The sequence below is a fragment of the Bhargavaea cecembensis genome (assembly GCF_000826125.2).
Lineage (GTDB): Bacteria > Bacillota > Bacilli > Bacillales_A > Planococcaceae > Bhargavaea > Bhargavaea cecembensis_B.
Window position 1 is genome coordinate 181829 of sequence record NZ_LN651373.1, and the last position, 25119, is coordinate 206947.

Here is a 25119-nt window from a genome sequence, read left to right on the forward strand (position 1 = left end):
CCTTGATACTCTCAGTCTACCACCGAACGCCCCGCCCTACGCAGCCCATCCCGATAAGCCGATCCGCGGCCCGTCTTCCCAAAAAGCCCTCACGGCCCGGGATGACCCGCCGGCCGCGGGCGTAGTAGAATAGAAGGAACGAGGAGGTACGGACGATATGGCTGAACGGATTTTGATCGTGGAAGATGAGGAGAATATTGCGCGGGTGCTGCAGCTCGAACTCGAGTTCGAGGGGTATGAGGCCGGCGTCGCGCATGCGGGGGATGAGGGGCTCATCCGGTTCCGCGAGGGCGGATGGGATCTCGTGCTGCTCGATCTCATGCTGCCGGGGCTGTCGGGGCTCGATGTGCTGCGGCGCATCCGGGCGACGGATCCGGCGGCGCCGGTCATTTTGCTGACGGCGAAGAACGATGTGGAGGATAAGGTGGCGGGGCTCGATCTCGGGGCGAATGATTATGTGACGAAGCCATTCGAGATCGAGGAGCTGCTCGCCCGGATCCGCGCGGTGCTGCGGACGGCGAAGGCGCTGTCCGGAAACGGCGCGGCGGCCGGCGGCAACGGGCAGCCGGATCACGTCCATTCGTTCGGCGGGGTGACGCTTGATGAGCATACCCGCGAGGTCATGCGCGATGGCCGGGAGATCGAGCTGACGCCGCGGGAGTTTGACTTGCTGCTGCATTTCCTCAAGTACCCGAACCAGGTGTTCGAGCGTGCGCAGTTGCTCGATGCGGTTTGGGGATTTGACTATTACGGCGACACGAACGTCGTCGATGTATACGTCCGGTACGTGCGCAAGAAAATCGGCGACGGGCTCATTCACACGGTGCGCGGCGTCGGCTACGTCATGAAGGAAAGCGCGAAATGAAGCTGAAGACCCGGATCCACGTGTTCACGACGCTGCTCATGTTCATCATCCTGGCGCTCGTGAGCACGGGTGTTTATTTCCTGTTTGCGCATATGACGTACGACCGGCAGGCGGAACAGCTGCTGGCGCGGGGGGAGGAGCTGGCGGTCGCGTTGCACAAGCTGGATCCGACAGATGACTCCAAGAGTGTCATCTTGGCGTATATGCCGCCGAGCGGGGCGGTCTGGGTGACCGGAGCCGACGAGAAAAAGGCTTCGGTCAGCCAGCTCAAGAAATTCAAGCCGGAGACAGATCCCGACAAGCCGTACACGATCACAAAAGTCGACGGAACAAAAGCGCTCACCGTATCGCTTCCTTATATTGACCGGGCGGGCGGCGTCGCGGCGATCCACGTCACGCAGCTGTCGGGAGACATCGTACACAATCTGTCGACGCTGCGCTGGATCCTGATCGGCATCACGGCAGCGGCGATGATCCCGGTGTTCGCCTCGAGCGTCGCGCTCGGCCGGATCGTCACCCAGCCGATCGGCCGGCTCACCCGGACGATGCGCGCCAATCGCGAAGGCGCGACATACGAAAAGATCGACGAGCCGGACGGCCGGGACGAACTGTACGAAATGACGCTCGCCTACAACGACATGATGGAGCGGCTCGGCCGCAACTACGAAAAGCAGGAACGCTTCGTCTCCGACGCCTCCCACGAATTAAAAACGCCGATCACCGTCCTCGAAAGCTACGCGCGCCTACTTAAGCGCCGCGGTTTCGGTGACGAGGCGGTGGCGAATGAAGCGGTTGAGACAATGCTCGGCGAAGCGGTCCGCATGAAAATGCTCACCCAGCAGCTGCTCGACCTTGCGCGATCGGACAAGCCGGACTTGTATAAATTCGAGCAGGCCGACGTGCGAGTGCTCGCCGAGGAAGCCGTCCGGCCGATGCGGCAGGCGTACGGCCGGGAGTTTGCCGTGGAAGGGCCGGAGCATGTGCTCGCCGAGACGGACCCCGAAAAGCTGAAGCAGCTGCTGTTCATCCTGCTGGACAACGCCCGCAAATACAGCGACGGACCGGTGAAAGTGACGCTCGACGACGGGGCCGGGCGCGCGTGCATCTCCGTCGCCGACTATGGCCCCGGCATCCCGGAAGAAGCACGGCCGCATCTGTTCGACCGGTTTTACCGCGTCGGCACCGACCGCAACCGGAAAACCGGCGGCACCGGCCTCGGCCTCGCCCTGGCGAAAGAAATTTCAATCGGACTCGGCGCGGACCTCACCGTCGAAAGCGTCGTCGGCATGGGCACCGTCTTCCGCGTGGACTTGCCGAAGGAGCGGGAAGGTGCGTGACGGGTGCAGCCTTCCGCGTGCGGGCCGAGTCGCTTTCTTAACATTCAGGCTCGCTTTCTTAACATTCAGCGCGGTTTGCTTAACATTCGGGAGCCCTTTCTTAACATTCAGTCCGGTTTGCTTAACATTCGGCGGCCCCGTCCTTCCCGGCACTCAGCAATTTCTAATCTTCCCCCTGTATCATGGATGGTAAGAAGGAGGAGATCGGCATGGCGAAACCGAAATGGTTGCTGCCGGCGGGGCTAGGAGCAGCCGCCGCCATCATTCTCATCATCGTGGCGCTCACCGCATTTCGCGGCGGGGAAGAAGCGCTCGCAGCGGAAGACGTTGAGCAGAAGATCATCAGCATGTACGGCGGCGAGGTGAAGGACATCCAGCAGGACGGCAATGTCTACCGGGTTCAGCTGTCGCGCATCGACGGCGAATTCCTCGCCATCGTCGACTCCGACGGCGGTGCCATCATTTCGCTGGAAAAAACCGGGGACACCGAATTGATCCCCGAAGGAGACATCAAAGCGAAGCTCGCGGAACGCTACGGCGCCGAACCGGCCGGGCTCACATTGAAAGACGGCATTTATTCCGGCAAAGTAGAGAAGGACACGCATATTACGGATGTGGAGATCGACGCATCCACCGGCGACATCATGAACGAAGAAGTCACCGACAAAGCGCCGGCCGAACAGGCGGAAGAACCGGCAGCCGCCGAAAAGCCGGCCGCGCCAAAACCGGACACGAACCAAAATCAAAGCAAGCAGAACCAGAATCAGAACGCCGGCAATCCAGGCGGCCAGACGGGCAACCGCGGCAATCAAAACAGCAACAGCCAGCCCGCCAAAACCGTCCGGCTCACCGAAAACGAAGCCGCTGTCATCGCACTCCGCGAAGTCCGCGGCGAACTCGATGACGTCGACTACGAAGAATCCGACGACGGCGGCTACTACATCGTCGAAATCGAAGCCGGCGACATGGACGCCGAAGTCCAAATCCACGCCATCACCGGCCGCGTGATGTCCGTGCTGTGGGATGACTGACTGAAGAAGGGGCGCGGGGGCGTCCCTCTTGATTAGGGGGAAATCAATCATGAACGTGGAACTGACGAGATTCCGGGTGAAGCCAGGCAAGTCGTCGGTCGTCGACGAATGGCTCCGATTCCTGAATGAGCATATGAGCGACGTGCTCATCACGCTTGAGGGGGAGAAAATGTGGGTGGAGACAATCTTCCGCGAAGAGCTGAATGGGGACGAATATTTGTACTGGTACTCCGTTCAAGGAGAAGGGGGCCAGGAAGTGGAACAATCCGACCACTGGATCGACAAGAAACACCTGGAGTACTGGGACGCCTGCATTGACCCCGACTTTAGGCCGGTCGACTTGAGAACCGAAGTCGTCATGATTCCGGAGAAGATCCGGGGAGCGATGAAGTAAGGAAGGGGCGCATCCGGCGCTCCTTTTTCGTCCCTCTCATCAATTTCTAACCTTCCCCTCACCACCGTCTCACCTCAGCCGGATATAGTAGAATCAACACCGATCAGGAGGAGATTCAAATGAGGAAGAGATGGATCGCGGTACCGGTTGCGGCGGGCGCGCTTGCCATCGGCGGCGTGGCGTTCGCGGCGAACAACGGGGAGCCGGGAGAACTGACGCTCGTCGATACGGCGCAGTCAAAAGTCATGCAGACAGCCGCCGACTGGATTTCCGCCGACGAAGCCAAGGACATCGCGATCGAGGCAGCGGGCGGCGGGGACATCCGCGAGCTCGAATTCGACCGCGGCGACCGGATGTACGAAATCGAACTGCTCATGGATCAAGGCGAAGCCGACATCGACATCGACGCCATCACCGGCGAAGTGCTGAAGCTGGAGTGGGATGACGACGGGGGCCAGGATGATTGGGACGATGACTACGACAGTCATGAGGAACACAACCATCATTTCAATGAAGGTGAAGCCCCGGTCGCCAACCTGATCACACAGGAAGAAGCGACCAACATCGCCCTCGGCAAAGCCAGCGAGAACGCACGCGTGATCGAAATCGAACTTGACGATGACGACCGCTACCCGGTCTACGAGATGGAACTCCACGACGGCATGTTCGAATACGACATCGACATCGATGCGCGCACCGGGAACATCGTGGAATTTGAAAAGGAAGAGGACGACTGAGTCTTTATGAAATAAGCTCCGCATCCGCGGAGCTTTTTCAATTCCGGCGGGTCGCATCCGGGCGAAGAATCCGCGGATTTTCTTCCCTGAAATCAAAAAGGGCCCTCGGCGAAATGCCGTGGGCCAAATACCTGCATTCTCTAAAAGGGGGAAATAGAGAAGTGGGGTTGCTGTTATGTTACCCGGCTGTCCGAAATCTAATCATCTTTCGGAGAATTTTTTTTGCCGGTCCGTTAAACTAAGGGGAAAAGGGGGCGGCGGATGTGGAGATGACGGTGTTTCTGGTGGAGGATGATGTGTCGATTTTCCGGTCGGTGGAGGAGAAGCTCGGACAGTGGGGGCTGCGGGTGGCCGGGCCTCCGGATTTCCGCGAGGTGATGGCGGCGTTCGCGGAGGCGCAGCCGCATCTCGTGATCCTCGATATCGGGCTGCCGGCATTCGACGGGTTTCACTGGTGCCGGGAGATCCGCGCGGTGTCGAACGTGCCGATCGTGTTCCTGTCGTCTCGCGACCACCCGATGGACCAGGTGATGGCGATGAACATGGGCGCGGACGATTTCATCCAGAAGCCGTTCAACGCCGACGTGCTGCTCGCCAAAATCCAGGCGATCCTCCGCCGGACGTACTCCTACGGGGAAGAAAAGCCGGATGTCGTGGAATGGAGCGGAGCCGTTCTGGACTTGAAACGCGGCGCCATCCGCTCCGGCGGCACCGAGATCGAGCTCACCAAAAATGAGTTTTTCATCCTCGCCGTCCTCGTGGAATCGAAGAACGAAATCGTCTCGCGCGACGAGCTCATCCGCCGCCTGTGGGACGACGAGCGGTTCGTGAACGACAATACGCTGACGGTGAACATCAACCGACTGCGTGCGAAACTCGGGGAAATCGGGCTTGGCGATGCGATTGTGACGAAGAAGGGCATGGGCTACATGGCGGTCTCGGAGTAGCCGCGGCGTGCGCGGCGGATTGCTACCGACTCGTGAGGGATTGCCACCCACTCGAGTTGAATTGCCATCCACTCGGCCCGGATTGCTACCGACTCGCAAGGAAAAGCTACCCACTCACGCCAAAAAGGTAACCACTCGTACAGACAGGCAGCTTGCCTGTACCCGAAAGCGGCTCACTCACGGTGAATTGCGGCTTGCTCGCACCCGAAAGCGGCTTACTCGCGACGAAATGCGGCTCACTCGCGGTGAGAAGCGGCTTACTCGCGTCCAAAAGCGGCTCACTCGCCCGACTCCACCCCGACGCCAACCCAAAACGCCCCACGGAAAGGAGGCCTTCCCATGCTGATTCCCTACCTGACATCCCGTTTCCCCTGGATCCTGTTCTTTCTCGCCGCGCTGCTGCTCGCGGATCTCGTCATTTTCCTCGACAGCGGCATTCCGGCGGAGCTGGCGTCGGTCGTTTATTTCAATATGCTGCTCGTCGCCCTGTTCGCGCTCTTTCTGATTTGGCGGTTCCTGCGGGAGACGCGGCTGCTGCGGGAGGTCCGCCGGCTTTCCGGGGAGCCGCTCGGGGATTGGGAGGATTTGCTGCCTTCCGGGGCGCCCGGCTTGGACGGGCTCCTGACCGATCAGCTCGTGGAGATATCCCGGGCGCATCGCCGCGAGCTCGCCGCCGTGAAGGAGGCGCAAATGCTGGAAGCGGATTACACGGCGTCGTGGGTGCATGAGGTGAAGACGCCGCTGACGGCGATGAAGCTGATTCTCGATGAGCACCGGAAAGAGCCGGCGATGCGGGCGCTCTCGGCGGAGTGGCTGCGGCTTCATTTGCTGATCGACCGGCAGCTGTACATGTCCCGGATGCCGTCGCTTGCGTCGGATTTCCTTCCGGAGACGGCGGGCGTCCGGTCGCTCGTCGCACCGGAAGTCCGGGAACTGGCGGCCTGGTGCATGGAGAAGGATCTCGCCGTGGAAATCGAAGGAGAGGACGCACAAATCCGGACCGACGTGAAGTGGGCGCGGTTTGTCGTCCGCCAGATTCTCACGAACGCGGTGAAGTACAGCCCTGCAGGCGGCCAGATCCGCATCGGGACCGGCCGTGATGAAGACGGCCATGCATTCATCCGGATCGAGGATGAGGGACCGGGCATCCCGGCCCATGACCTTCCCCGCATTTTCGAGAAAGGCTTCACGGGCGGCGCCGGCCGGATCCACAACGCGGCGACCGGTCTCGGCCTGTATCTCGCGGACACCGTCGGCAGCCGGATCGGCATCGCATTCGGCATCCTGTCAGAGGAGGGCGGGGGCACTGCGGTGTTCTTGAGATTTGCCCGGGAGAATGAATTCGATGAGATATTAAAAAGTTGAGGAAATTATCCATATAATCGTTTTAAAAAAGGGGCAGTCCCAGAAAATGCAGGATGCCCCTTGAAATATTTAAAAGCAAATGAATGAAAATGACTTCTCGGGAAAGCCGGGAGAGCGGTTCGCTGTTGTGTTTGCACGCAGCACCGGTCTCCGTATCGGCGTTAGCGCCAGCAGAAACCGGACGTCATTTTTTTCTTTTGGATGAATCGGCTATTCCAGCCTCTTTTCAAACAGGATCTGTCAGCCCTTGACTACTTCCTGCCCCCGGACGTTCCAGGTGAAGGCGAACAGGATGACTGCCAGCACACAGGAAATTGCAATAAGCATAAATCCGGCATTCCAGCCGCTGGCTTCCACAACGTAGCCCAAGACCGCATTTGCTGCCACGGAGCCGCCGAGATAACCGAACAAGCCGGTCAGACCGGCAGCAGTTCCAGCCGCTTTTTTCGGCACAAAGTCCAATGCCTGCAGTCCAACCAGCATCACTGGTCCGTAGATCAGAAAGCCGATTGCAATCAATGCAATGTTGTCAATCAACGGATTTCCTGCCGGGTTGAACCAATAAACGAGAACGGCGACGAGAACACCCAGCATGAAGACTACCCCCGCCGGTCCACGACGACCTTTAAAGACTTTATCGGAAATCCATCCGGCAAGAAGAGTGCCGGGTATTCCCGCCCATTCATATAAAAAGTATGCAATGCCGGTCTCGTTCATGTTGAAGCCTTTTTCTTCACTTAAATACACAGGAGCCCAGTCCAGTACACCGTAGCGTACAAAGTAAACGAAGATGTTGGCGATGGCAATTGCCCATACCCACTTGTTGTTCAACACGTACTTGAAGAGAATTTCTTTTGTCGTAAATTCTTTCTCATATGTCTTTTTCGATTTGTTCGGATAGTCATTCCGATACTCTTCAATAGGCGGCAGCCCGACAGACTGCGGAGTATCCCGGATGAGGACGTAAGCTCCGACCGCAACTAAAATGGCGACAAGCGCGGGAAGGATGAAGACGCCTTCGTATCCAATGAAACGAGATCCGAAATAGGTGCCGGCAATGGAAACACCGGCGATCGCCAATGGTGCCATGAGGCCTCCGCCGACGTTGTGGGCCACGTTCCAGATGGCTGTTTTACTTCCCCGCTCGCTCACGCTGAACCAGTGGACGAGAACGCGGCCGGACGGCGGCCAGCCCATTCCCTGGACCCATCCGTTCAGGAATAGCATCACAAACATAATTGCAACCGTAGATGTAAAGAAGGGTACAAACCCCATCAACAAGTTGATGATCGCTGATAAGATCAGTCCGACTGTAAGGAAAACCCTTGCATTACTTCGATCTGAAACGGTTCCCATGACAAACTTGCTGATACCATAAGCAATTGAAATGGCTGACAATGCGAGGCCCAGCTCGCCCTTTGAAAAACCTTGCTCCTGCAAGTATGGCATCGCTAGTGAAAAGTTCTTTCGGATCAGGTAGTAAGCTGCATAACCGATGAAGATTCCAATGAACACCTGCAGCCGTAACTTCTTGTATTCCGAGTCTACCTTTTCATCCGGCAGTCTTTCTACTGCGGGCGCAGGTTTAAATAACTTTAACATTTGATCCTCCCTATTTATGTCTTAGTTAAGTAAGAGGGAGTCCCATCCAAGCCGTTCTTTTATAGCTGCTATTGATCTTTTTAATGCTTATGCAGACGCATTGATGCTTTCTCGTTAGAGCGTTGGACAAAACAAAAAGATCCGGACTAAAGTCGCCATCCTGGATGCAACAGGGACAGCATTCATTAGTCGGATCTCCAAATCTCCACCATACTTAACTTGTTTCACTATTTTAAACGTTCATACCTGGGCTGTCAATCTCATCTGATAAAGAACCGGGGGAGTCGCCATTCGGGATTCGAAAGAGGGGGTATACCGACGAAGCACAGTCAATACAAACGTAAGCCATATGCCTCAGTTCTATTTGATCAGGGAGGAGCCTTGAAGGAGCTTCCTGACTCTTCCCCCTGACTTTCTCCCCGCGCCCAAATGCCCGGCGGACGCTCTGCAAATGATTACTTTGGAATATTTACATAATTCAATCAACCGGTATAGGCTTGGGGTAACGAGAGGCCGTTTTAGGGATAGTTAGTTAGTAAGGATTACTAACCAAACTGCCTCTTGAAATCAAATCCCGAAAGGAGAGAGTCGATTGAAGAGGTTTTGGTATGGGATTTTGTCCGTGCTCCTCATCCTGTCCGTCCTTCCGCATGCCATTTTTGCGGAAGGAGCCAAGGAGCTGGATAAGGAACTGTGGAATGTCGTGAAGCCGCTCGGCACGACGGTCACGTTTTTGAATACGGGGGCCCATCCGGATGATGAGCGGAGTGATTTTCTCGCTTATTTGTCGCGGGGTCTGGGCGTGAAGACTGCGAGCCTGATCGCCAATAGGGGAGAGGGCGGGCAGAACGCGATCGGCGGCGAGCTCGGGAACGGTCTTGGGATCATCCGTTCGAATGAAATGATCGAAGCCGCCAAAGTCAACGGCGTGAAGGCGTATCATCTCAGCGAAACGACATCGGATCCGATCTATGATTTCGGGTTCTCCAAATCTCCTGAAGAAACGCTCCAAAAGTGGGACGAGGACGTGACGTATTCGCGGATGATCGAGTTCATCCGGACGTACCGGCCGGATGTCGTCATGCCGTCGTTCCTCGACGTGGACAGCCAGCACGGCCACCACCGTGCGATCAACGTCCTCACGATGCGGGCGTTCGAAGATGCAGCGGATCCGTCGGTCTTCCCCGAACAGCTGAAGGAAGGCCTCGAGCCGTGGCAGATCAAGAAGCTCTATCTGCCGGTTTCGGCCGATGACGCCACGGTGTCCATCGAAATCGGGGACTATGATCCGATTTACAAGATGAGCTATCCGCAGCTCGGCGAAGCATCCCGTTACTTGCATAAAAGCCAGGGGATGGGACGCGACGTTCCGGTCGAGCCGCGGCAGACCCATCTCCAGCTCGCCAAATCCGCAGTGACATCGGAATCCGCGGATCTGTTCGCGGGAGTTCCGTACGACTTCAAAGGGTGGGCGAAGTCCGTTTCCGACAAAGGGCTCGGCAAGAAACTCGCAGACCTGCAGAACCGGCTGAACCGGATCATTGATCTGTACCCGGACCGGACCGCGATTCTGCCCGAATCCCAGAAAGCGCTCGGTGACGTGGAGAAGCTGCTGAAGCACGTTGGGAAGTCAAAACTGGACAGCGCGGTAAAAAACGACCTGCGCCACAAGCTCGAGCTGAAAGAAGAACAGCTGCGGGCGGTCAGCCTGACGTCTTCCGGTCTTGAGACGGATATCGAAATCGGTTCGTATGTGCTGACGCCGGGCGAGAAAACCGAAGTCACGGTGACCGTGACGAATAAAGGCGCGGAGAAAATCAACCACGTCGAAGCGGCGCTCCTGACCGACCCGGACTGGAAGCATGAAGGAACCGTCCGGCTCAAGCACCTGAAGCCGGGTGAATCGAAGACGGCCAAGTTCCGGGTGACCGTCCCGGACAATGCGGAATATTTCCGGCCCTACGGCGATCCCGCCATCCGGGCGGAGCTGATGTTCACGGAAAAAGGCGTGGAGACGGAGAGCGTCCTTGATCTGGACAATACGGTCAGCGTGCTGCCGGAGCTGAGCGTGACGCCGGACCCGGTGAACATCACCGTCAACGCGGCGGATGTCCAGGATGAGATTCCGGTCCGCGTGAACGTGAAAAACTACCGGGACGGGGCAGGCAGTGCTTCGGTCTCCCTGAACCTGCCGGACGGATGGACGAGCGATCCGGAAATGGCTGAACTCGGTTTCGGAGAACGGTTCGAAGAAAAGACGGCCGCCTTCACGTTGATCCCGCCTGCAGCCGTCGAGGAAGGCGACTTCACGGTCGAGGCGGTCGCCGAGATGGACGGCCACGCCTACAACACGACCGTCCAGGAGATCAAATATGAACATATCAACGATTCCTACTATCTGTATCCGTCCGAAATCAACGGAGTGGCGTTTGAGCTGCTGAAGCCGGACGGTCTGAAAGTCGGCTACATCGACAGCGGCTTCGACCAGATCGCCGACTCGTTCACAAATGCCGGGTTCAATATGACGAAGCTGACGGAAGAGGACCTCGCGTCCGCGGATCTCTCGCAATACGACACGATCGTGACGGGGATCCGCGCGACGCTCGGCAGGCCGGATCTTCTGGAGAACAACGACCGAATCAAGGAATACGTGAAAAACGGCGGCCACTTCGTCATGCAATACGTGACGGCCGCAGACCCGTGGGATGCAGACCTGACGCCGCCGTACCGGCTGAAGATCGGCACCCCGTCCATCCGCTGGCGCGTGACGGACGAAAATGCGGAAGTGACGATGACGAAGCCGGACCATCCGCTGTTCAATTATCCGAACAACATCACCGCCGGCGACTGGGCCGGCTGGGTGCAGGAGCGCGGCCTGTACTTCCCGATGGAATGGGACGACCGCTATGAGACATTCGTCTCGATGGCCGATCCGGGAGAGGATCCGTTCACGAGCGGCATCCTCATGGCCGAATACGGGGAAGGGACCTACCTTTATACGAACCTCGTGTTCTACAGGCAGATCGCCGCACAAGTTCCGGGTGGCTACCGCATCTTCGCCAACCTCATCAGCTACGGGGCGGAGCGGTAACTCTTCATGGAGACCATCGGGGCGAGTGTCAACTTTAGGGCGACGAGTGTCAATTTTGGCAGGTTAGGTGTCAACTTTCGCGAAGCGGGTATGAACGTTCAGCGGACGAGTGTCAACTTGCGTGAATGTGAGGGAGGAGCGCAGCCACATTCGCTCCGATGACACTCGAGGCCTCTCTGCTAACACTCACGTGCCCTGCGATGACACTCCCCATGCGCGAACACTCGCCGCCTCTCTAATTCATCGACCCGGCCGCAGAAAAATCCGCGGCCGGGTTTTATTCGGGCGGAATATTGAAAAATTAATCTGAAAGCGCTTTACATTATTATCTGAATCCTCTACACTATTCTCAGATAGTTGGTAAGTAAATCTAACAAACTAACACAAGAAGCACCCGCAAGATGGGAGGGGAAGCCGGAAACGGGAAACCCGGCAAGCACTGAACAAGGTCTGCGGATTGACCGGCAGAAGGTAGGGGCAATTTCATGCAGAGTCAGAATGAAGAACGGAACAGAAACCGCAATGCGCGGCAAGTGCTGCAGTGCGTAAAGGAGTCGGGATGCACGACGAGGACGGAGATCGCCCGGAAGCTGTCCCTCTCGAAGCCGACCGTTTCGGCGGCCGTCTCCGGTCTGATCGAGGAAGGCTGGATCGTCGAGACGGGAAGCGGCGAGGCATCGGCGAGCGGCGGGCGGAAGCCGGTCAACTTGAAGTTCAACCCGAAAAATGCGCATTGCATCGGCATCGATATCGGCGGGACGAAAGTGGCGGTCGGCATCACGGATCTCGACGGGGAACTGGAGTGTTACCGGACATTCCCAACGCAGGAGCACCTGGACCGCGACCTGTTCGAAACGATCCGCGGCAAAGTCGACGAGATGAAGAAAGAGCGAGCCATCCAGGACGACCGGATCATCGGAATCGGAGCGGGCGTGCCGGGCGTGACGAACGTCGAGACGGGGATCGTCGAAGAGGCGCCGGCACTGAAATGGCGCGACTTCCCGGTCCGCGATCGGCTCCGGGAAGTGTTCCCTTATCCGGTGTACGTGGACAATGACGTGAACATCGGCGTGCTTGGCGAACACTGGAAAGGCCGCGGCCGGGACAGGCGCAATCTGATCTACATCGCGATCGGCACGGGGATCGGCAGCGGGATCATCCTCAACGGGCAGTTGTTCCGCGGCAGCCATTACAGCGCCGGCGAGATCGGCTACACGGTGACGGACCGCGATCTCGCCGGCTCGTACGAACCTTCCTTTGAAGGATATGGATTCCTCGAGAGCATCGCCGGCGGCACGTCGGTCGGACGGTCGCTGTCAAAGCGGCTCGGCCGCCCGGTGTCCGCCGAGGAGGCATTCAGCCTGTACCGGTCGGGGGACCCCGAAGCGGCGGAAACGATCGGTGCGGCCATCGGTCACCTCGGCATTGCGGTCGCGAACTACGTGTCGCTCCTCGATCCCGAACTGATCATTTTAGGGGGTGGTCTGTCGCAGTCGTTCGATGTCATCCATCCGATCGTTTCGGATTACGTGGAGCAGTATGCGCCGAAAGAATGCGAGATCGTCCAAACTGCATTCGGCAAGGAAGCGGGCATCATCGGTGCGGTTGCACTGTTGCTCAAAGAGCATAAAGGATTGTACAACATTTAAAAGAGAGGGGTAATGATCTTGGGAAAACGGTTTAAGAAAAGCTGGCTGCTCGTTCTGACCGCGCTGTTCGCACTCGCACTGGCCGGCTGCATGGCCGGTTCGGGCGGAGACGGCGCCGCGGAAGAAGACAAAGGGAAAGACACGGGCGGGGACTCGGCGGACAAGCCGGCCGCCGATGAACTCGAAGACAAAGTCGTCATTTATTCGCCGCACGGCAGCGACATCCTCGGGGACTTCAAACAGCAGTTCGAGGACGAATACGGCATCAAGATGGAGTTCCTCGACATGGGCTCCCAGGAGATCCTGGACCGGGTCCGCTCCGAGAAAAACAACACCCAGGCGGACGTCTGGTGGGGCGCGCCGCAGGTGAACTTCGACCAGGCGAAGGATGAAGGCCTGCTTGCCGAATACAAGCCGTCCTATGCCGATGCGCTCGATGACATGTACCATGACGCAGACTGGATGTGGAGCGGCACGTCGATGACCCCTGAAGTCATCATGTACAACAACAAGGAAATTTCCGAAGAAGACGCACCGCAGGACTGGGACGACCTCATCGACCCGAAGTGGCAGGATGAGCTCATCATCCGCTACCCGCTCGCGTCCGGAACGATGCGCACGATTTATTCCGCGATGATCTACCGCACTTACAAAGACACGGAAGACACCGAGGAAGGCTACGAGTGGCTCAAGAAGCTCGACCAGAACACGAAGGAATACTCGGCCAACCCGGAGCTCATGTACAACCAGCTCGCGAAGGGCGTCGGCACGGTGACCGTCTGGAACATGCCGGACACCGTCATGCTGGCGGAAGAGAAGGGTTACCCGTTCGGCTACGTGCTTCCGAAGAGCGGCACGCCGGTCTTGACGGAAGGAATCGCCATCATCAAGGATGCCCCGCACCCGAAAGCGGCGGAAGCGTTCTACGAATTCGTCAACACGCCGGAAGCGGCCAAGCTCCTCGCTGAAAAATATTACCGCATCCCGACACGCGACGATGTGACGGATCTCCCGGAATGGATCACCGAAGCGGAAGAAGACATCAAGCCGATGGACATCGACTGGACGCTGTTCCAGGAGAAATCCGACGAGTGGATGGACTACTGGGACAACCACATCAAGAGCGGCGAAAAAGAAAAGGGAGAGTAACCTGCAGACCGCATGACCTCCGTATGAACGATCAATCTTTGACAACGGACTATCGCAGGCGCAGTGCCGGCGGTAGTCCACTGTTTTTATAGGAAAGGACGTGAACAGAAGTGTCCATCGTTCATTTATCAGCCATCACGAAGCAGTTCGGCACCGTCAAGGCAGTGGAAGACCTGGAGCTGCTCATCAAGGAAGGCGAATTCTTCACATTCCTCGGGCCGAGCGGCTGCGGGAAGACGACCACGCTCCGGATGGTCGCCGGGTTTTATTACCCGACGAAGGGAGTCGTGAAATTCAACGACCGGGACATGACGACCGTCCCGCCGGAAAAACGGAACACCGGCATGGTCTTCCAGAACTACGCACTGTTCCCGCATATGACCGTCTTCGAAAACGTCGCGTTCGGGCTCAAAGTCCGGAAAATGAACAAAGCGGAGACGAAGAAACGCGTGGAAGACGTGCTGAAGAAAGTCCGGCTCGATCAATACGCCGAGCGTCAGGTGAGCCAGTTGTCCGGCGGCCAGCAACAGCGGGTGGCGCTCGCACGCGCGATCGTCATCGAGCCGGACATCCTGTTGCTCGACGAACCGCTCAGCAACCTCGATGCCCGGCTGCGCGATGAAATGCGCGCCGAGATCCTCCGCCTCCAGCGGGAATATAAAATCACGACGATCTACGTCACGCACGACCAGGTCGAGGCGCTGACGATGAGCGACCGGATTGCGGTCTTCAATTTCGGGAAGTGCCAGCAGGTCGGGACGCCGACAGAGATCTACAACGAGCCGGTGAACGACTTTGTCGCCGAATTCATCGGCGAGACGAACCTGCTGCCGGTCACCGCGGTGCGGACGGAAGACGGGGTGCGGGTGTTCCGGCCCGATGCGCTGGAAGAGGAGATCCGCGTGAACGATGCGCCTCTGAACATCGCCCGGTACGGGGAGTCCGACGAGCTGCGCATGTCGATCCGCCCTGAAGCCGTCGAAGTCTCCGGCGTGCGGCCCGGCGGCCCGAATGTTTATCCGGGCACGGTGAAATTGGTCCAGTTCACGGGAGCGGCGGTACATACCTATGTAGAAATGAATGAACGCCTGACGCTCGTCGCGACCGCGCTCAACCAGGGCCCGAGCACGTATTTGAGGGAAGGGGCGGAAGTGTTCGTCCGCCTGCCCGAGGATCAGATCCGGATCGTGCCGAAAGCGGGGGTGTGACCCATGAGAAATCAAAATCAACGCCGCCTGTCCGCAACCGGGCCGAAAACCGAACGGGAAAGGCGGGATAAGCTGTGCTGAACGCGGAAAAACGCAAAACGTTCCTGCTCCTGATCCCGGTCGTCCTCATCCTCGTCGGCTACGTTCTCTATCCGACGCTGAGGACCGCGTACGAAAGTTTCCTCCATAACGGGGCATTCTCCTTCCAAAACTACGAAGACTTCTTCGGCACGAAGGCGAAGGCGAACCTGCAGGCGCTCTGGAATTCGGTCTGGATTTCCCTTCTGTCGGTCTTGTTCAGCGCTTTGATCGGCATTCCGCTCGCCTATATTTTCAACCGGTATGAATTCCCGGGGCGGCGGTTCTTCTCGAACATCGCGATCATGCCGATCGTCCTGCCTTCGCTCGTCGGCGTCATGGCGTTCATGTTCCTCTACGGAGAAGCGGGCCTCGTGCCGAACGCGATCAAGGACTTGCTGAACCTGTCGGACGTCCCGTTCAAGATCGGCGGGATTTCCGGAATCCTGATCGTCCATGCGTATACGATGTATCCGTACTTCTATATGACAACATCATCGGCGCTCGGCAATCTCGACCCATCGCTTGAGGAAGCGGGGTCCAACCTTGGCGCGAACCGGTTCAAGGTGTTCTGGCAAGTGACGTTCCCGCTGCTGACGCCGGGAATCGTCGCCGCCTCGCTGCTCGTCTTCATGGTGTCGATGGCGAGCTTCAGTGCGCCGTTCCTCCTTGCGGGCGGGTTCCGGGTGCTGAGCCTTCAGGTCTATTTCTCAAAGATCAACGGCGACCTGGAAATGGCGGCCACCCAGTCGGTCATTCTGTCGATCGTGTCGATCTCGTTCCTCTTGTTCATGCGCTGGTATGAGGCGCGAAAAGATTACCGGATGGCCTCCAAAGGGATCGGCGCCCACCGCAGTGAAGTGAGCAATCCGCTGCTGAAGTGGACGATGGTCACGCTCGGCATCGTGGCGATGATCATCCTGCTCCTGCCGCATGCGACGCTGCTGATCCTGTCGCTCGTCCCCGAAGGAACGTGGACATGGCAGACTTATCCGACCGCATTCAACTTCGAGAACTACACGCTGCTGTTCAACACCCCGTATATCTGGGAGCCGGTGCGCAACAGTCTCATCATGGCGTTCATCGCCTGTCTCGGCGTGTTCATCTTCGGGATCTTCACGTCGTACGCGCTCGTCAAGCGGAAGTTCATCGGGAAAAACCTGCTCGACATTCTCGTCATGATCCCGTGGGCGCTTCCGGCGACCGTCGTCGGGATGAACCTCATCCTGGCGTTCAACTCGCCGAACCCGTTCTCGTTCGGCAAGATCCTCGTCGGGACGTTCTGGATCCTGCCGCTCGCCTACTTCGTCCGCTTCCTGCCGCTCGTCGTCCGCTCGACGAACGCGGTGCTCGAGCAGCTGGATGACTCCATCGAAGAAGCGGCGCAGAACCTCGGCGCGAAGTGGTTCTACACATTCCGGAAGATCGTCATCCCGATCATCCTGCCGGGCGTCCTGAGCGGGACACTGCTTGCATTCGTCCAAGCGGTCGGGGAATTCCCGACGTCGGTCCTGCTGTACACGATCGGCAACCGGCCGATTTCCATCGAGATCATGAACCAGCTGCGCATGTTCAACATCGGGCAGGCCGCGGCCTACGGAATGATCCAGGTCGGGCTGATCGCAATCGTCATGTTCATCTCCAGCCGGTTCCTCGGCGTCAAGGCCGAGAAGTCACTCGGTTAACTACATTTAAAATGAGGTGCCTATCAATTGAGCGTTTGGAAGAAGGAATTCATTCTGACGGACGGGGATTCGTTCCCGGGGAAAACGTATGTGGACGTGCTGCTGCGTCCCGTGTTCGACGAGCAGCGGGATTATCTGTTCGACGCCATGTTCGAAGTGCACGCGGCGCATACCCGGATGCTGGCCGAGCAGGGCATCCTGGAAGATTCGGAGGCCGGTAAAATCCAGGAGGCCATCCGCCGGGTCGGGCAGATCGACCGTGCGCTGCTTTCCTACACGGCCGAGCACGAGGACCTGTTCTTCCTCGTCGAGTCGAAGATCGGCGAACTGATCGGCGACGAGCTCGCGGGGAAGATGCACATCGCAAAAAGCCGGAACGACATGGGCGAGGCGATGTACCGGATCGTCATCCGGCAATACTTGGCGGAAACGATCGACAACGCGGAACGTCTCGCCGGTGTGATCCTCGACCAGGCGGCGGAACATACGGAGACGGTCATGCCGGCACACACGCATACGCAGCCGGCCCAGCCGACGACGTTCGGCCATTACCTCGCCGCGATCTATGACAACCTGACGCGCGACATCGAGCGGCTGAAGCGCGCGCGCCATACGGTGAACCAATCCCCGATGGGCGCCGCGGCGATCACGACTACCGGCTTCCCGATCAGCCGGGAGCGGATGGTCGAGCTGCTCGGATTCGAAGGGATGATCGAGAACTCGTACGACGCGATCGGAACGGGCGATTACCTCATCGAATCGGCGCAGAGCCTGATCAGCCTCATGACGAATATGGGCCGCTGGATCCAGGAATTCCTCCGGATGGCGTCCAAGGAAGTCGGCCTGCTCCGGGTATCGGACGCCTACGTCCAGATCTCGAGCATCATGCCGCAAAAACGCAACCCGGTGTCGATGGAACACTCCCGCGCGCTCGCGTCCAGCGCCGCCTCGGAAGGGCTCGCCGTCATCCATATGATCCACAACACGCCGTACGGCGACATCAACGATACCGAAGATGACCTCCAGCCGCATCTGTACGCCGGATTCGAAAAGGCGAACCGGGTGCTCCGCCTCATGACGGCGGTCGTCACGACATTCACATTCAATGTCGGCCGCGCCCGTCAGCAGGCCCGCGAAAACATGATCACGATCACCGAACTCGCGGACGTCCTCGCAAGGGAATACGGCGTGTCGTTCCGAAAGGCGCACCACAAGGCGAGCATCATCGCACAGGAAGCGGACCGCCATGAACAAGAGCTGTACGAAATCCCGATCGAAACGATCAACGACTGGCTCGGCGATGTCAAGCTCTCGCCCGAAGACTGGAAGGCGATCGTCGACCCGATGGCATTCGTCGAGCGCAGAAGCGTCACCGGCGGACCGAACCCGGACGTCGTGCGGGAGATGATCCGCCGCAGGCAAGAGAAAAGTTCATGAGAGAAAGGGACCGGCGGCCGGATGGGGCTTTCGGTCCTTTCGGCATCTTGACGGCCGGGCTTCTCGGGGATATAATCAACGGTTGTATATGGAAGATGCGGATCTGAAGACCGTCTTCCAAAGGAGTCCTCGTTTCAATGAAATCATTATATACCCGGCTGTTCGGGCGCTACTGGAACCCGTACACCGCACTCATTGCGGCCGGCGTGCTCAGCGCGCTCTACTTCGGCCTGACCGGCACGGTCTGGGCGGTGACCGGCGAATTCACCCGGCTCGGCGGCCACATCCTGAACTTCTTCGGCGTCGACACGTCGGACTGGGCCTACTTCGGCCTCGTTCACATGCAGGGGTCGTCATTCTCCCGGTCGGACGGCTGGATTGTCTGGGGCATGTTCATCGGCGCGCTCATCACCGTGCTGCTCTCGAACAGCTTCAAAATCCGTGTGCCGAAGCAGAAACGCCGGCTCTTCCAAGGACTGATCGGCGGCATCATCGCCGGCTTTGGCGCCCGGCTCGCCATGGGCTGCAACCTCGCCGCCTTCTTCACCGGCGTGCCGCAGTTCTCGATCCACTCGTGGATCTTCATCGTCGCCACCGGATTCGGCACGTACCTCGGCGCCCAGATCACGAAAACGAAATGGTGGAAAGGGAAGCCGGCCCTCACGAAAGGGTCGGCCGTCACCAAAACGAGGGAAAAGCGGGTCATCCAGCCGTATGTCGGCGGCCTCGTGGCCCTCGCGTACAGCGTGCTCATCATTGTCTTCTTCGCCACCGGCAAGCCCCTGCTCGGCACGGCCGCCATATTCGGCGCCTTGTTCGGCATCTTGATCGAGCGCGGACAGATCTGTTTCACCTCGGCGTTCCGTGACCTGTGGCTCACCGGCCGCAGCCTCATGGGCAAGGCGATCATCCTCGCGATGGCCGTCTCGTCGGTGTTTACGATCTTCGTGATCGCCGTGTACGGCATGGAGCCGATCACCCAGATCGCTTCGCCGGGCACATTCGTCGGCGGCTTCCTGTTCGGGCTCGGCATCGTGCTTGCGAGCAGCTGCGAAACCGGCATGATGTACCGCCTCATGGAAGGCCAGGTTCTCTACCTCGTCGTCTTCGCCGGCAACATCATCGGCGTCACGCTGCTCGCCTACGCCTGGGACCACCTCGGCGTGTACGAACTGCTCGTGGCGAGCGGGGAGAAAGTCAACCTCGTGGCTACGATCGGTCCGGTCTGGGCGATCATCGCCACGCTCACGATGCTCGCCGCCTGCTGGGTGTTCGTCGACTACTGGGCCAAACACAAACGCTACCGCATGACGGTGAAAAGGGAGGAAAAGAAACTTGTCAGCTGACTTCACACTCGACCTGCGCGGCGAATCCTGCCCGTACCCGGTCATCTACACACTCGACGCCCTGAAGGACATGCAGCCCGGCCAGCTCCTGCAAGTCATCACCGACTGCCCCGGCTCGTTCCGCAACGTCCCGGAAGAAGTCGTCTCGCACGGCTACCGGCTTACGAAAGATCCGGAGAAAAATGGGCAGGAATACTTGTTTTATATTGAAGCCTGATGGAGAAAAGGGACGCCTTGGTGCGTCTCTTTTTTTATGGGCGGGGGAAGAAGTGCGGGGAATCGCCGGACGGGGTGAATGCACGTCCCGCGGCACAGCCGCCCGGTGTTTATCCACATGTGGATAAGGGTACGAACGGCGGATTCATCCACAAAACGGGGCTGTTCGTCCACAATCGGGGGATGAGCGGGCGGATTCCGCGAGCCGGCTGATTCCTCGATTGTGGACGAACCTTACGAAATCGTCACATTGGGCGACCGGTTTGTCACACCAATCAAACGACCGGGCCGGCCAGCCGCGGTATGATAAAGACAACAAATCGGGCGGTGCCGCACCGCGCACCCGCCGACCGGGAGGAAATCAACATGCCGCAAGACCGATATATTCTTGAAGCGCACCAAGTCCGAAAGTCGTTCGGCTCCAAGCAAAACGCCCAGGAAGTCCTCAAAAGGATCGACCTGCGGGTGAAGGAAGGGGAGTTTGTCGGCATCATGGGTCCGTCGGGTGCGGGGAAGACGACGCTCCTCAACGTGCTCGCCACGATCGACCGGCCGACATCCGGCGCGATTCGGATCGACGGACAGGAAACGTCCAAGATGAAGGACGCCCAGCTGTCCACATTCCGCCGCGACAAGCTCGGCTTCATCTTCCAGGACTACAATCTGCTCGACACGCTCACCGTGAAGGAGAACATCCTCTTGCCGGCTTCGCTCGGCGGCCTGTCGAAAAAGGCGGCCGAAGCGCAATTCCGGGACATCGCCGGCATTCTCGGCATCACGGATCACGCCGACAAATATCCGCATGAAATATCCGGCGGACAAAAGCAGCGGACATCCGCCGCGCGTGCGCTCATCAACGAGCCGTCGATGGTGTTCGCCGATGAACCGACCGGCGCCCTTGATTCCAAGTCGGCCGGCTCGCTGCTCGGCACGCTCGAAGACATCAACCAAAAGCGCGGCGTCACGATCATGATGGTCACGCACGATCCGGTCGCGTCCAGCTACTGCAGCCGGGTCGTCTTCCTGAAGGACGGTGCGCTTTACTCCGAGTTGTACCGCGGCGACAAGACACGCCAGGCGTTCTTCCAGGAAATCCTGAATGTCCAGGCCGTTCTCGGGGGTGACCGCGTTGACGCTCGTTGATCTCGTCATCCGCTCGATGCGCAAGAACATCAAGCACTACTACTTGTATTTCTTTGCGCTGATCTTCGGCGTGACGCTGTTCTTCATCTTTTCGACGCTGCAGTTTGACGGAGCGGTGTCCGGAGAAACGGATCTGTCAGCGAAAATGACATCCGGCTTCCAGGCGGCCACGGTGCTTTTATTCGCCATCCTGCTCATTTTTGTCACTTATGCCAATGACCTGTTCCTGACGAGACGCAGCCGCGAAATCGGGCTGTATCAGCTCGTCGGACTCACGAAACGCACGGTGTCCCGGATGCTGATCATCGAAAACGTGCTCCTCGGAGCCGGCGCGTTCATCATCGGCATCGGTGCGGGACTTCTCGTGTCGCGTCTGTTCCTGCTGCTGCTCATGAAGCTGATCGGGTACGAAGGGACGGTCAGCCTGTCGTTCAGCGGTGCCGCGTTCAGCCAGACGGCGATCCTGTTCGCCGTGCTGATCCTCGTGACTTCCGTCCGGATGTTCATCAAAGTCCGGCGTTCGAAGCTTATCGATCTGTTCAACGAAGATAAAAGGGACGAGCATCCGAAGCAGCCGAAGCCGGTCCGCTCGGCGATCCTGGGAATCCTGGGTCTTGGGATGATCGTATTCGGCTACTGGTTCGCCAATTCTGAGCATATGATGAACGCCTTTTTGCTTTTGAACATGCTGATGGTTCTGGCGCTTGTCATCGTCGGCACGTATCTCGTATTCCGCGTGACGATCGGCTGGATCCTCACGCTGTACCGGCGGAGCCGCAGAGGTCAGATCGGCCTGGAGGGCGCCTTGTCGGTTGCTCCGCTCATGCACCGCATGCGGGCGAATGCGAAGTCGCTCACCGTCATCACCACGCTTTCCGCGATGACGCTGGCCATGTCAGGATTTGCCTTTTCGATCTATTACTCGACCGGACAGGAGGTCCGTGTCGGGACACCGCATGATTTCATGTTCACGGAAAGGGAAGAGGCGAACGAGCCGATGCCGGAAGAACTGGCCGGCCAATTCGCACGGTCACTGGACGATGCCGGCATCTTGTACGATGAACAGGCGATTACCTACGTCCACACGATCGGCATGTTCAACGGCAAGCATTTTCCAGAAATCCTGAATCTCGAAGGCCGTACAGTGGATGTGCTCGTGTTCGACTGGGATCAGTTGAATGCATCCGGACTCGAGACCGAAGTTCCGGCCAAAGATGAAGCCGTCATGCATGATTCCGGCCTTTCCTGGATCCTGACGGACAAGTCCTTCCCGTTTGATGCGACGCTGGCTGCCGGCGACCTCAAAGAAACTTTCCGGGTGAGCGAGATGGGGGATCGCCAGGTGACGAGCGGCTATGAGGGCGTCACCACCGAGTTTGTCGTCGATCATGAACAGTATAGGCAATTGAAAGAGGCGGCTCTGCCCGAGTCTTTGCATACTGTCGTCGGATTTAATCTCAAAGACAAAGACGATCTCAAGGAAGCTTCCAAGCTGTATCAGGAGATAAATCCAAGCAATCCGAGGCTCGATTACTATCTGTCTTACCGGGACGCCCTGTCTTACAGCGGAATCCTGATTTTCATCACCGGGTTCCTCGGACTCGCCTTCCTTGCCTCGACCGGCAGCATTCTGTATTTCAAGCAGATGAGCGAAGCCGAACAGGAAAAGCGGAGCTACACGACCCTCCGCCAGCTCGGATTCCAAACGAGCGAAATCATGAAGGGCATCCGGCGCAAGCAGGCCTTCGTGTTCGGCATCCCGCTCGCCATGGGGATTGTCCATTCAATCTTCGCCATCAAGTCCGTCTCCATCTTCTTCACATCCGGCGACATCCGGATTCCGGTCGCCATCGCGATGATCGTCTACTCGCTCATCTACCTGGTGTTCGCCGTCCTCACCGTCGGCTATTACCGGAAAACGGTAAATGAAGCACTTTAAAAGAGCGCGCCTTTTCCGACAAGGGAAGGGCGCGTTCGACATTTCCCGGGAAATAAAACGAAAAAAGTTTCACATGAAACGACAAATTTCTCGTCAAGTGTCTTTACAGTTGTGTTGATTCGTGGCATATTGTCTGTATCAATCAATGGAGGCGGAAAAGATGAACAACGAGAAACGGCTTGTGCTCGGGACGATGATCCACGGGGCGGGGGAGCGCCGGACGGACTGGCGCCATCCGGGCATCCCGTCCGATGCCAGCGTCAACTTCAGGTTTTACAAGGAACAGGCGATCCTCTCGGAAAAAGGGAAGTTCGACTTCGTCTTCGTCGCCGATGCCCTTTATATCACGGAAGAATCGACGCCCCATTACCTTAACCGGTTCGAACCGCTCACCGTCCTCTCGGCACTCGCCGCGGTGACGGACCGGATCGGACTCGTCGCCACCCTGTCATCGACCTACAGCGAGCCGTATTCCGCAGCCCGCCAGCTGGCGTCGCTCGACATGATCAGCGGCGGCAGGGCCGGCTGGAACGCCGTCACGACCGGTCTTGGCGGAACAGCGCTCAATTTCGGGCATCGCCGCGGAGAACATCCCGAGCACCGGACCCGCTACCGGATGGCGGCGGAATTCACCGACGTGATTCAGAAACTTTGGGATACATGGGAGGACGACGCGTTTCCCCGCGACAAGGGGAGCGGACGGTTCGCGGATTTCGGAAAGATGCACGAGGCCCGGCACCACGGTGAATTCTTCTCCGTCGAAGGCGCCCTCAACATCGCCCGCTCACCGCAGGGCCAGCCGGTCATCTTCCAGGCAGGAAAATCGCCGGCAGGCCGTGCGTTCGCTTCAAAAACAGCCGATGTCGTGTTCGCCATCGACGGGAACGAGCGGCAAGCAAGGCAGTACTATGCCGACATGAAAGCCAGGGCAGCGAAAGAAGGAAGAGGCCCCGACCGGCTGCTCGTCATCCAAGGCATCAGCCCGATCGTCGCCACGACGGAAGCGGAAGCCCTGCGCATCCAGGATGAACTCGCCTCCGTCGTCACGCTCGAAGAAGCCCTCGCCGACCTCGGCCGCCACTTCGATCATCACGACTTCACCCAATACGACCCCGACGCCCCGTTCCCGGACCTCGGCGACCTCGGACTCAACGGCTTCCAGAGCGACACCGAACGGATCCGCCGCATGGCCGCCGCCGACCGGCTCACCCTCCGCGAAACCGCCATGCGGGAAGCCGCTCCGAAAACCCCGTTCATCGGGACGCCGGTGCAGGTCGCGGACCGGATCGAGCGCTGGGTGAGGAACGGGGCGTGCGACGGCTTCATGCTCATCGCCAATCTCCCGGGGTTGCTCAAAAACTTTGTTGATCTCGTCGTGCCGATTCTGGTGGAGCGGGGATTGTTCAGAGAAGAATACGAGGAAGAAACCTTGAGGGGGCATCTGGGACTCGCTTTTAAAGAAAACCGGCATGCGGAAAGAGAACAGGTCAAATGAGAGAGTTCCCGGGGAATTCCGGGAACTTTTATTTAGGCTTCCCGTTTTCGCCAAATCTCTGTCTCTTTCGACCTATTCATGTTTGGAACACTATATGTTAGGCTATATGAGCGTTAACAACACTATATCTAGTAGTACGATGGATCGGTACCGATCGCGGTTTAATAGGGAATCCGGAGAAGCCGGAGCTGTCCCCGCAACTGTGAACGCGGACGACCGCCGAAAAAGCCACTGTGGTGCAAGCCGCGGGAAGGTCGGCGGAAGGATGATGCGTGAGCCAGTAGACCTGCCGGCCGTCGTGAAGCGACACTTTCTTCGGGGGTTGAGGAGTGGAAGCGAACGGGTGCCGACCCATTCATTTCTTTTATTCTTCCATTTATTCCAGGCCCCGGTCTATTCCAATCC

Annotated in this window: 19 protein-coding genes and 1 riboswitch; of the genes, 18 read left to right on the forward strand and 1 reads right to left on the reverse strand. The window is 58.4% G+C overall.

Going from position 1 to position 25119, the window contains the following annotated elements; genetic code table 11:
- Nucleotides 1-157: 157 nt before the first annotated feature.
- From BN1189_RS06655 to BN1189_RS06685, 7 genes are all read left to right on the forward strand, one after another.
- Nucleotides 158-865 (forward strand): response regulator transcription factor, encoded by a 708-nt coding sequence (locus BN1189_RS06655; RefSeq protein WP_040226727.1) that lies wholly within the window; start codon nucleotides 158-160, stop codon nucleotides 863-865.
- A complete protein-coding gene (locus BN1189_RS06660; protein WP_040226740.1) occupies nucleotides 862-2202 on the forward strand; it encodes a sensor histidine kinase in 1341 nt (446 codons plus the stop codon). The genes BN1189_RS06655 and BN1189_RS06660 overlap by 4 nt, the downstream gene beginning before the upstream one ends.
- A 209-nt stretch (nucleotides 2203-2411) precedes the next feature.
- Complete coding sequence (locus BN1189_RS06665; protein WP_052455691.1) at nucleotides 2412-3233, forward strand: PepSY domain-containing protein; 822 nt, start codon at nucleotides 2412-2414, stop codon at nucleotides 3231-3233.
- 49 nt (nucleotides 3234-3282) lie between these two features.
- Nucleotides 3283-3627 (forward strand): DUF6176 family protein, encoded by a 345-nt coding sequence (locus BN1189_RS06670; RefSeq protein WP_040226742.1) that lies wholly within the window; start codon nucleotides 3283-3285, stop codon nucleotides 3625-3627.
- A 119-nt stretch (nucleotides 3628-3746) separates the two neighbouring features.
- Nucleotides 3747-4364: a PepSY domain-containing protein gene (locus tag BN1189_RS06675; protein WP_052455692.1), complete on the forward strand. Its 618-nt coding sequence runs from the start codon at nucleotides 3747-3749 to the stop codon at nucleotides 4362-4364.
- A gap of 269 nt (nucleotides 4365-4633) precedes the next feature.
- Nucleotides 4634-5311, forward strand: coding sequence for a response regulator transcription factor (locus tag BN1189_RS06680; protein WP_040226785.1), 678 nt, complete (start codon nucleotides 4634-4636; stop codon nucleotides 5309-5311).
- Between the two features lie 339 nt (nucleotides 5312-5650).
- Nucleotides 5651-6676 carry a sensor histidine kinase gene (locus tag BN1189_RS06685; protein WP_040226744.1) on the forward strand — a complete coding sequence of 342 codons (1026 nt, stop codon included), beginning with the start codon at nucleotides 5651-5653 and terminating at the stop codon, nucleotides 6674-6676.
- A gap of 240 nt (nucleotides 6677-6916) precedes the next feature.
- Here the strand turns inward: BN1189_RS06685 and glpT are convergent, their stop codons facing one another.
- Nucleotides 6917-8278: a glycerol-3-phosphate transporter gene (glpT, locus tag BN1189_RS06690; RefSeq protein WP_040226746.1), complete on the reverse strand. Its 1362-nt coding sequence runs from the start codon at nucleotides 8276-8278 to the stop codon at nucleotides 6917-6919.
- Between the two features lie 592 nt (nucleotides 8279-8870).
- Between glpT and BN1189_RS06695 the strand changes: the two genes are divergently transcribed.
- The 11 genes from BN1189_RS06695 to BN1189_RS06745 all read left to right on the forward strand — a co-directional run bounded on the left by BN1189_RS06695 (nucleotide 8871) and on the right by BN1189_RS06745 (nucleotide 24714).
- On the forward strand, nucleotides 8871-11369 hold the full coding sequence (locus BN1189_RS06695; protein ID WP_040226747.1) for an NEW3 domain-containing protein: 2499 nt from the start codon (nucleotides 8871-8873) through the stop codon (nucleotides 11367-11369).
- A 485-nt stretch (nucleotides 11370-11854) separates the two neighbouring features.
- Complete coding sequence (locus BN1189_RS06700) at nucleotides 11855-13018, forward strand: ROK family transcriptional regulator (protein WP_040226748.1); 1164 nt, start codon at nucleotides 11855-11857, stop codon at nucleotides 13016-13018.
- Between the two features lie 18 nt (nucleotides 13019-13036).
- Entirely contained in the window at nucleotides 13037-14167 is a 1131-nt protein-coding gene (locus tag BN1189_RS06705) for an extracellular solute-binding protein (RefSeq protein WP_257125393.1), read from the forward strand.
- Nucleotides 14168-14277: 110 nt separating this feature from the next.
- Nucleotides 14278-15375, forward strand: a complete 1098-nt coding sequence (locus BN1189_RS06710) for an ABC transporter ATP-binding protein (protein ID WP_040226750.1) — start codon at nucleotides 14278-14280, stop codon at nucleotides 15373-15375.
- A gap of 74 nt (nucleotides 15376-15449) precedes the next feature.
- Nucleotides 15450-17138, forward strand: coding sequence for an ABC transporter permease (locus BN1189_RS06715; protein ID WP_040226751.1), 1689 nt, complete (start codon nucleotides 15450-15452; stop codon nucleotides 17136-17138).
- A 27-nt stretch (nucleotides 17139-17165) separates the two neighbouring features.
- Entirely contained in the window at nucleotides 17166-18575 is a 1410-nt protein-coding gene (gene argH, locus BN1189_RS06720; protein ID WP_040226752.1) for an argininosuccinate lyase, read from the forward strand.
- Nucleotides 18576-18712: 137 nt separating this feature from the next.
- A complete protein-coding gene (gene yedE / locus BN1189_RS06725; RefSeq protein WP_040226753.1) occupies nucleotides 18713-19921 on the forward strand; it encodes a selenium metabolism membrane protein YedE/FdhT in 1209 nt (402 codons plus the stop codon).
- The gene (gene yedF / locus BN1189_RS06730; RefSeq protein ID WP_040226755.1) at nucleotides 19911-20138 is read left to right on the forward strand and encodes a sulfurtransferase-like selenium metabolism protein YedF; all 228 of its coding nucleotides are present in this window, start codon (nucleotides 19911-19913) and stop codon (nucleotides 20136-20138) included. The genes yedE and yedF overlap by 11 nt, the downstream gene beginning before the upstream one ends.
- Nucleotides 20139-20503: 365 nt before the next feature.
- Nucleotides 20504-21280: an ABC transporter ATP-binding protein gene (locus BN1189_RS06735; protein ID WP_040226758.1), complete on the forward strand. Its 777-nt coding sequence runs from the start codon at nucleotides 20504-20506 to the stop codon at nucleotides 21278-21280.
- Nucleotides 21267-23219 (forward strand): ABC transporter permease, encoded by a 1953-nt coding sequence (locus BN1189_RS06740; protein ID WP_040226759.1) that lies wholly within the window; start codon nucleotides 21267-21269, stop codon nucleotides 23217-23219. The genes BN1189_RS06735 and BN1189_RS06740 overlap by 14 nt, the downstream gene beginning before the upstream one ends.
- 160 nt (nucleotides 23220-23379) lie before the next feature.
- Nucleotides 23380-24714: an LLM class flavin-dependent oxidoreductase gene (locus tag BN1189_RS06745; protein ID WP_040226761.1), complete on the forward strand. Its 1335-nt coding sequence runs from the start codon at nucleotides 23380-23382 to the stop codon at nucleotides 24712-24714.
- 127 nt (nucleotides 24715-24841) lie between these two features.
- A riboswitch (cobalamin riboswitch) is annotated at nucleotides 24842-25022 on the forward strand.
- Nucleotides 25023-25119 lie beyond the last annotated feature (97 nt).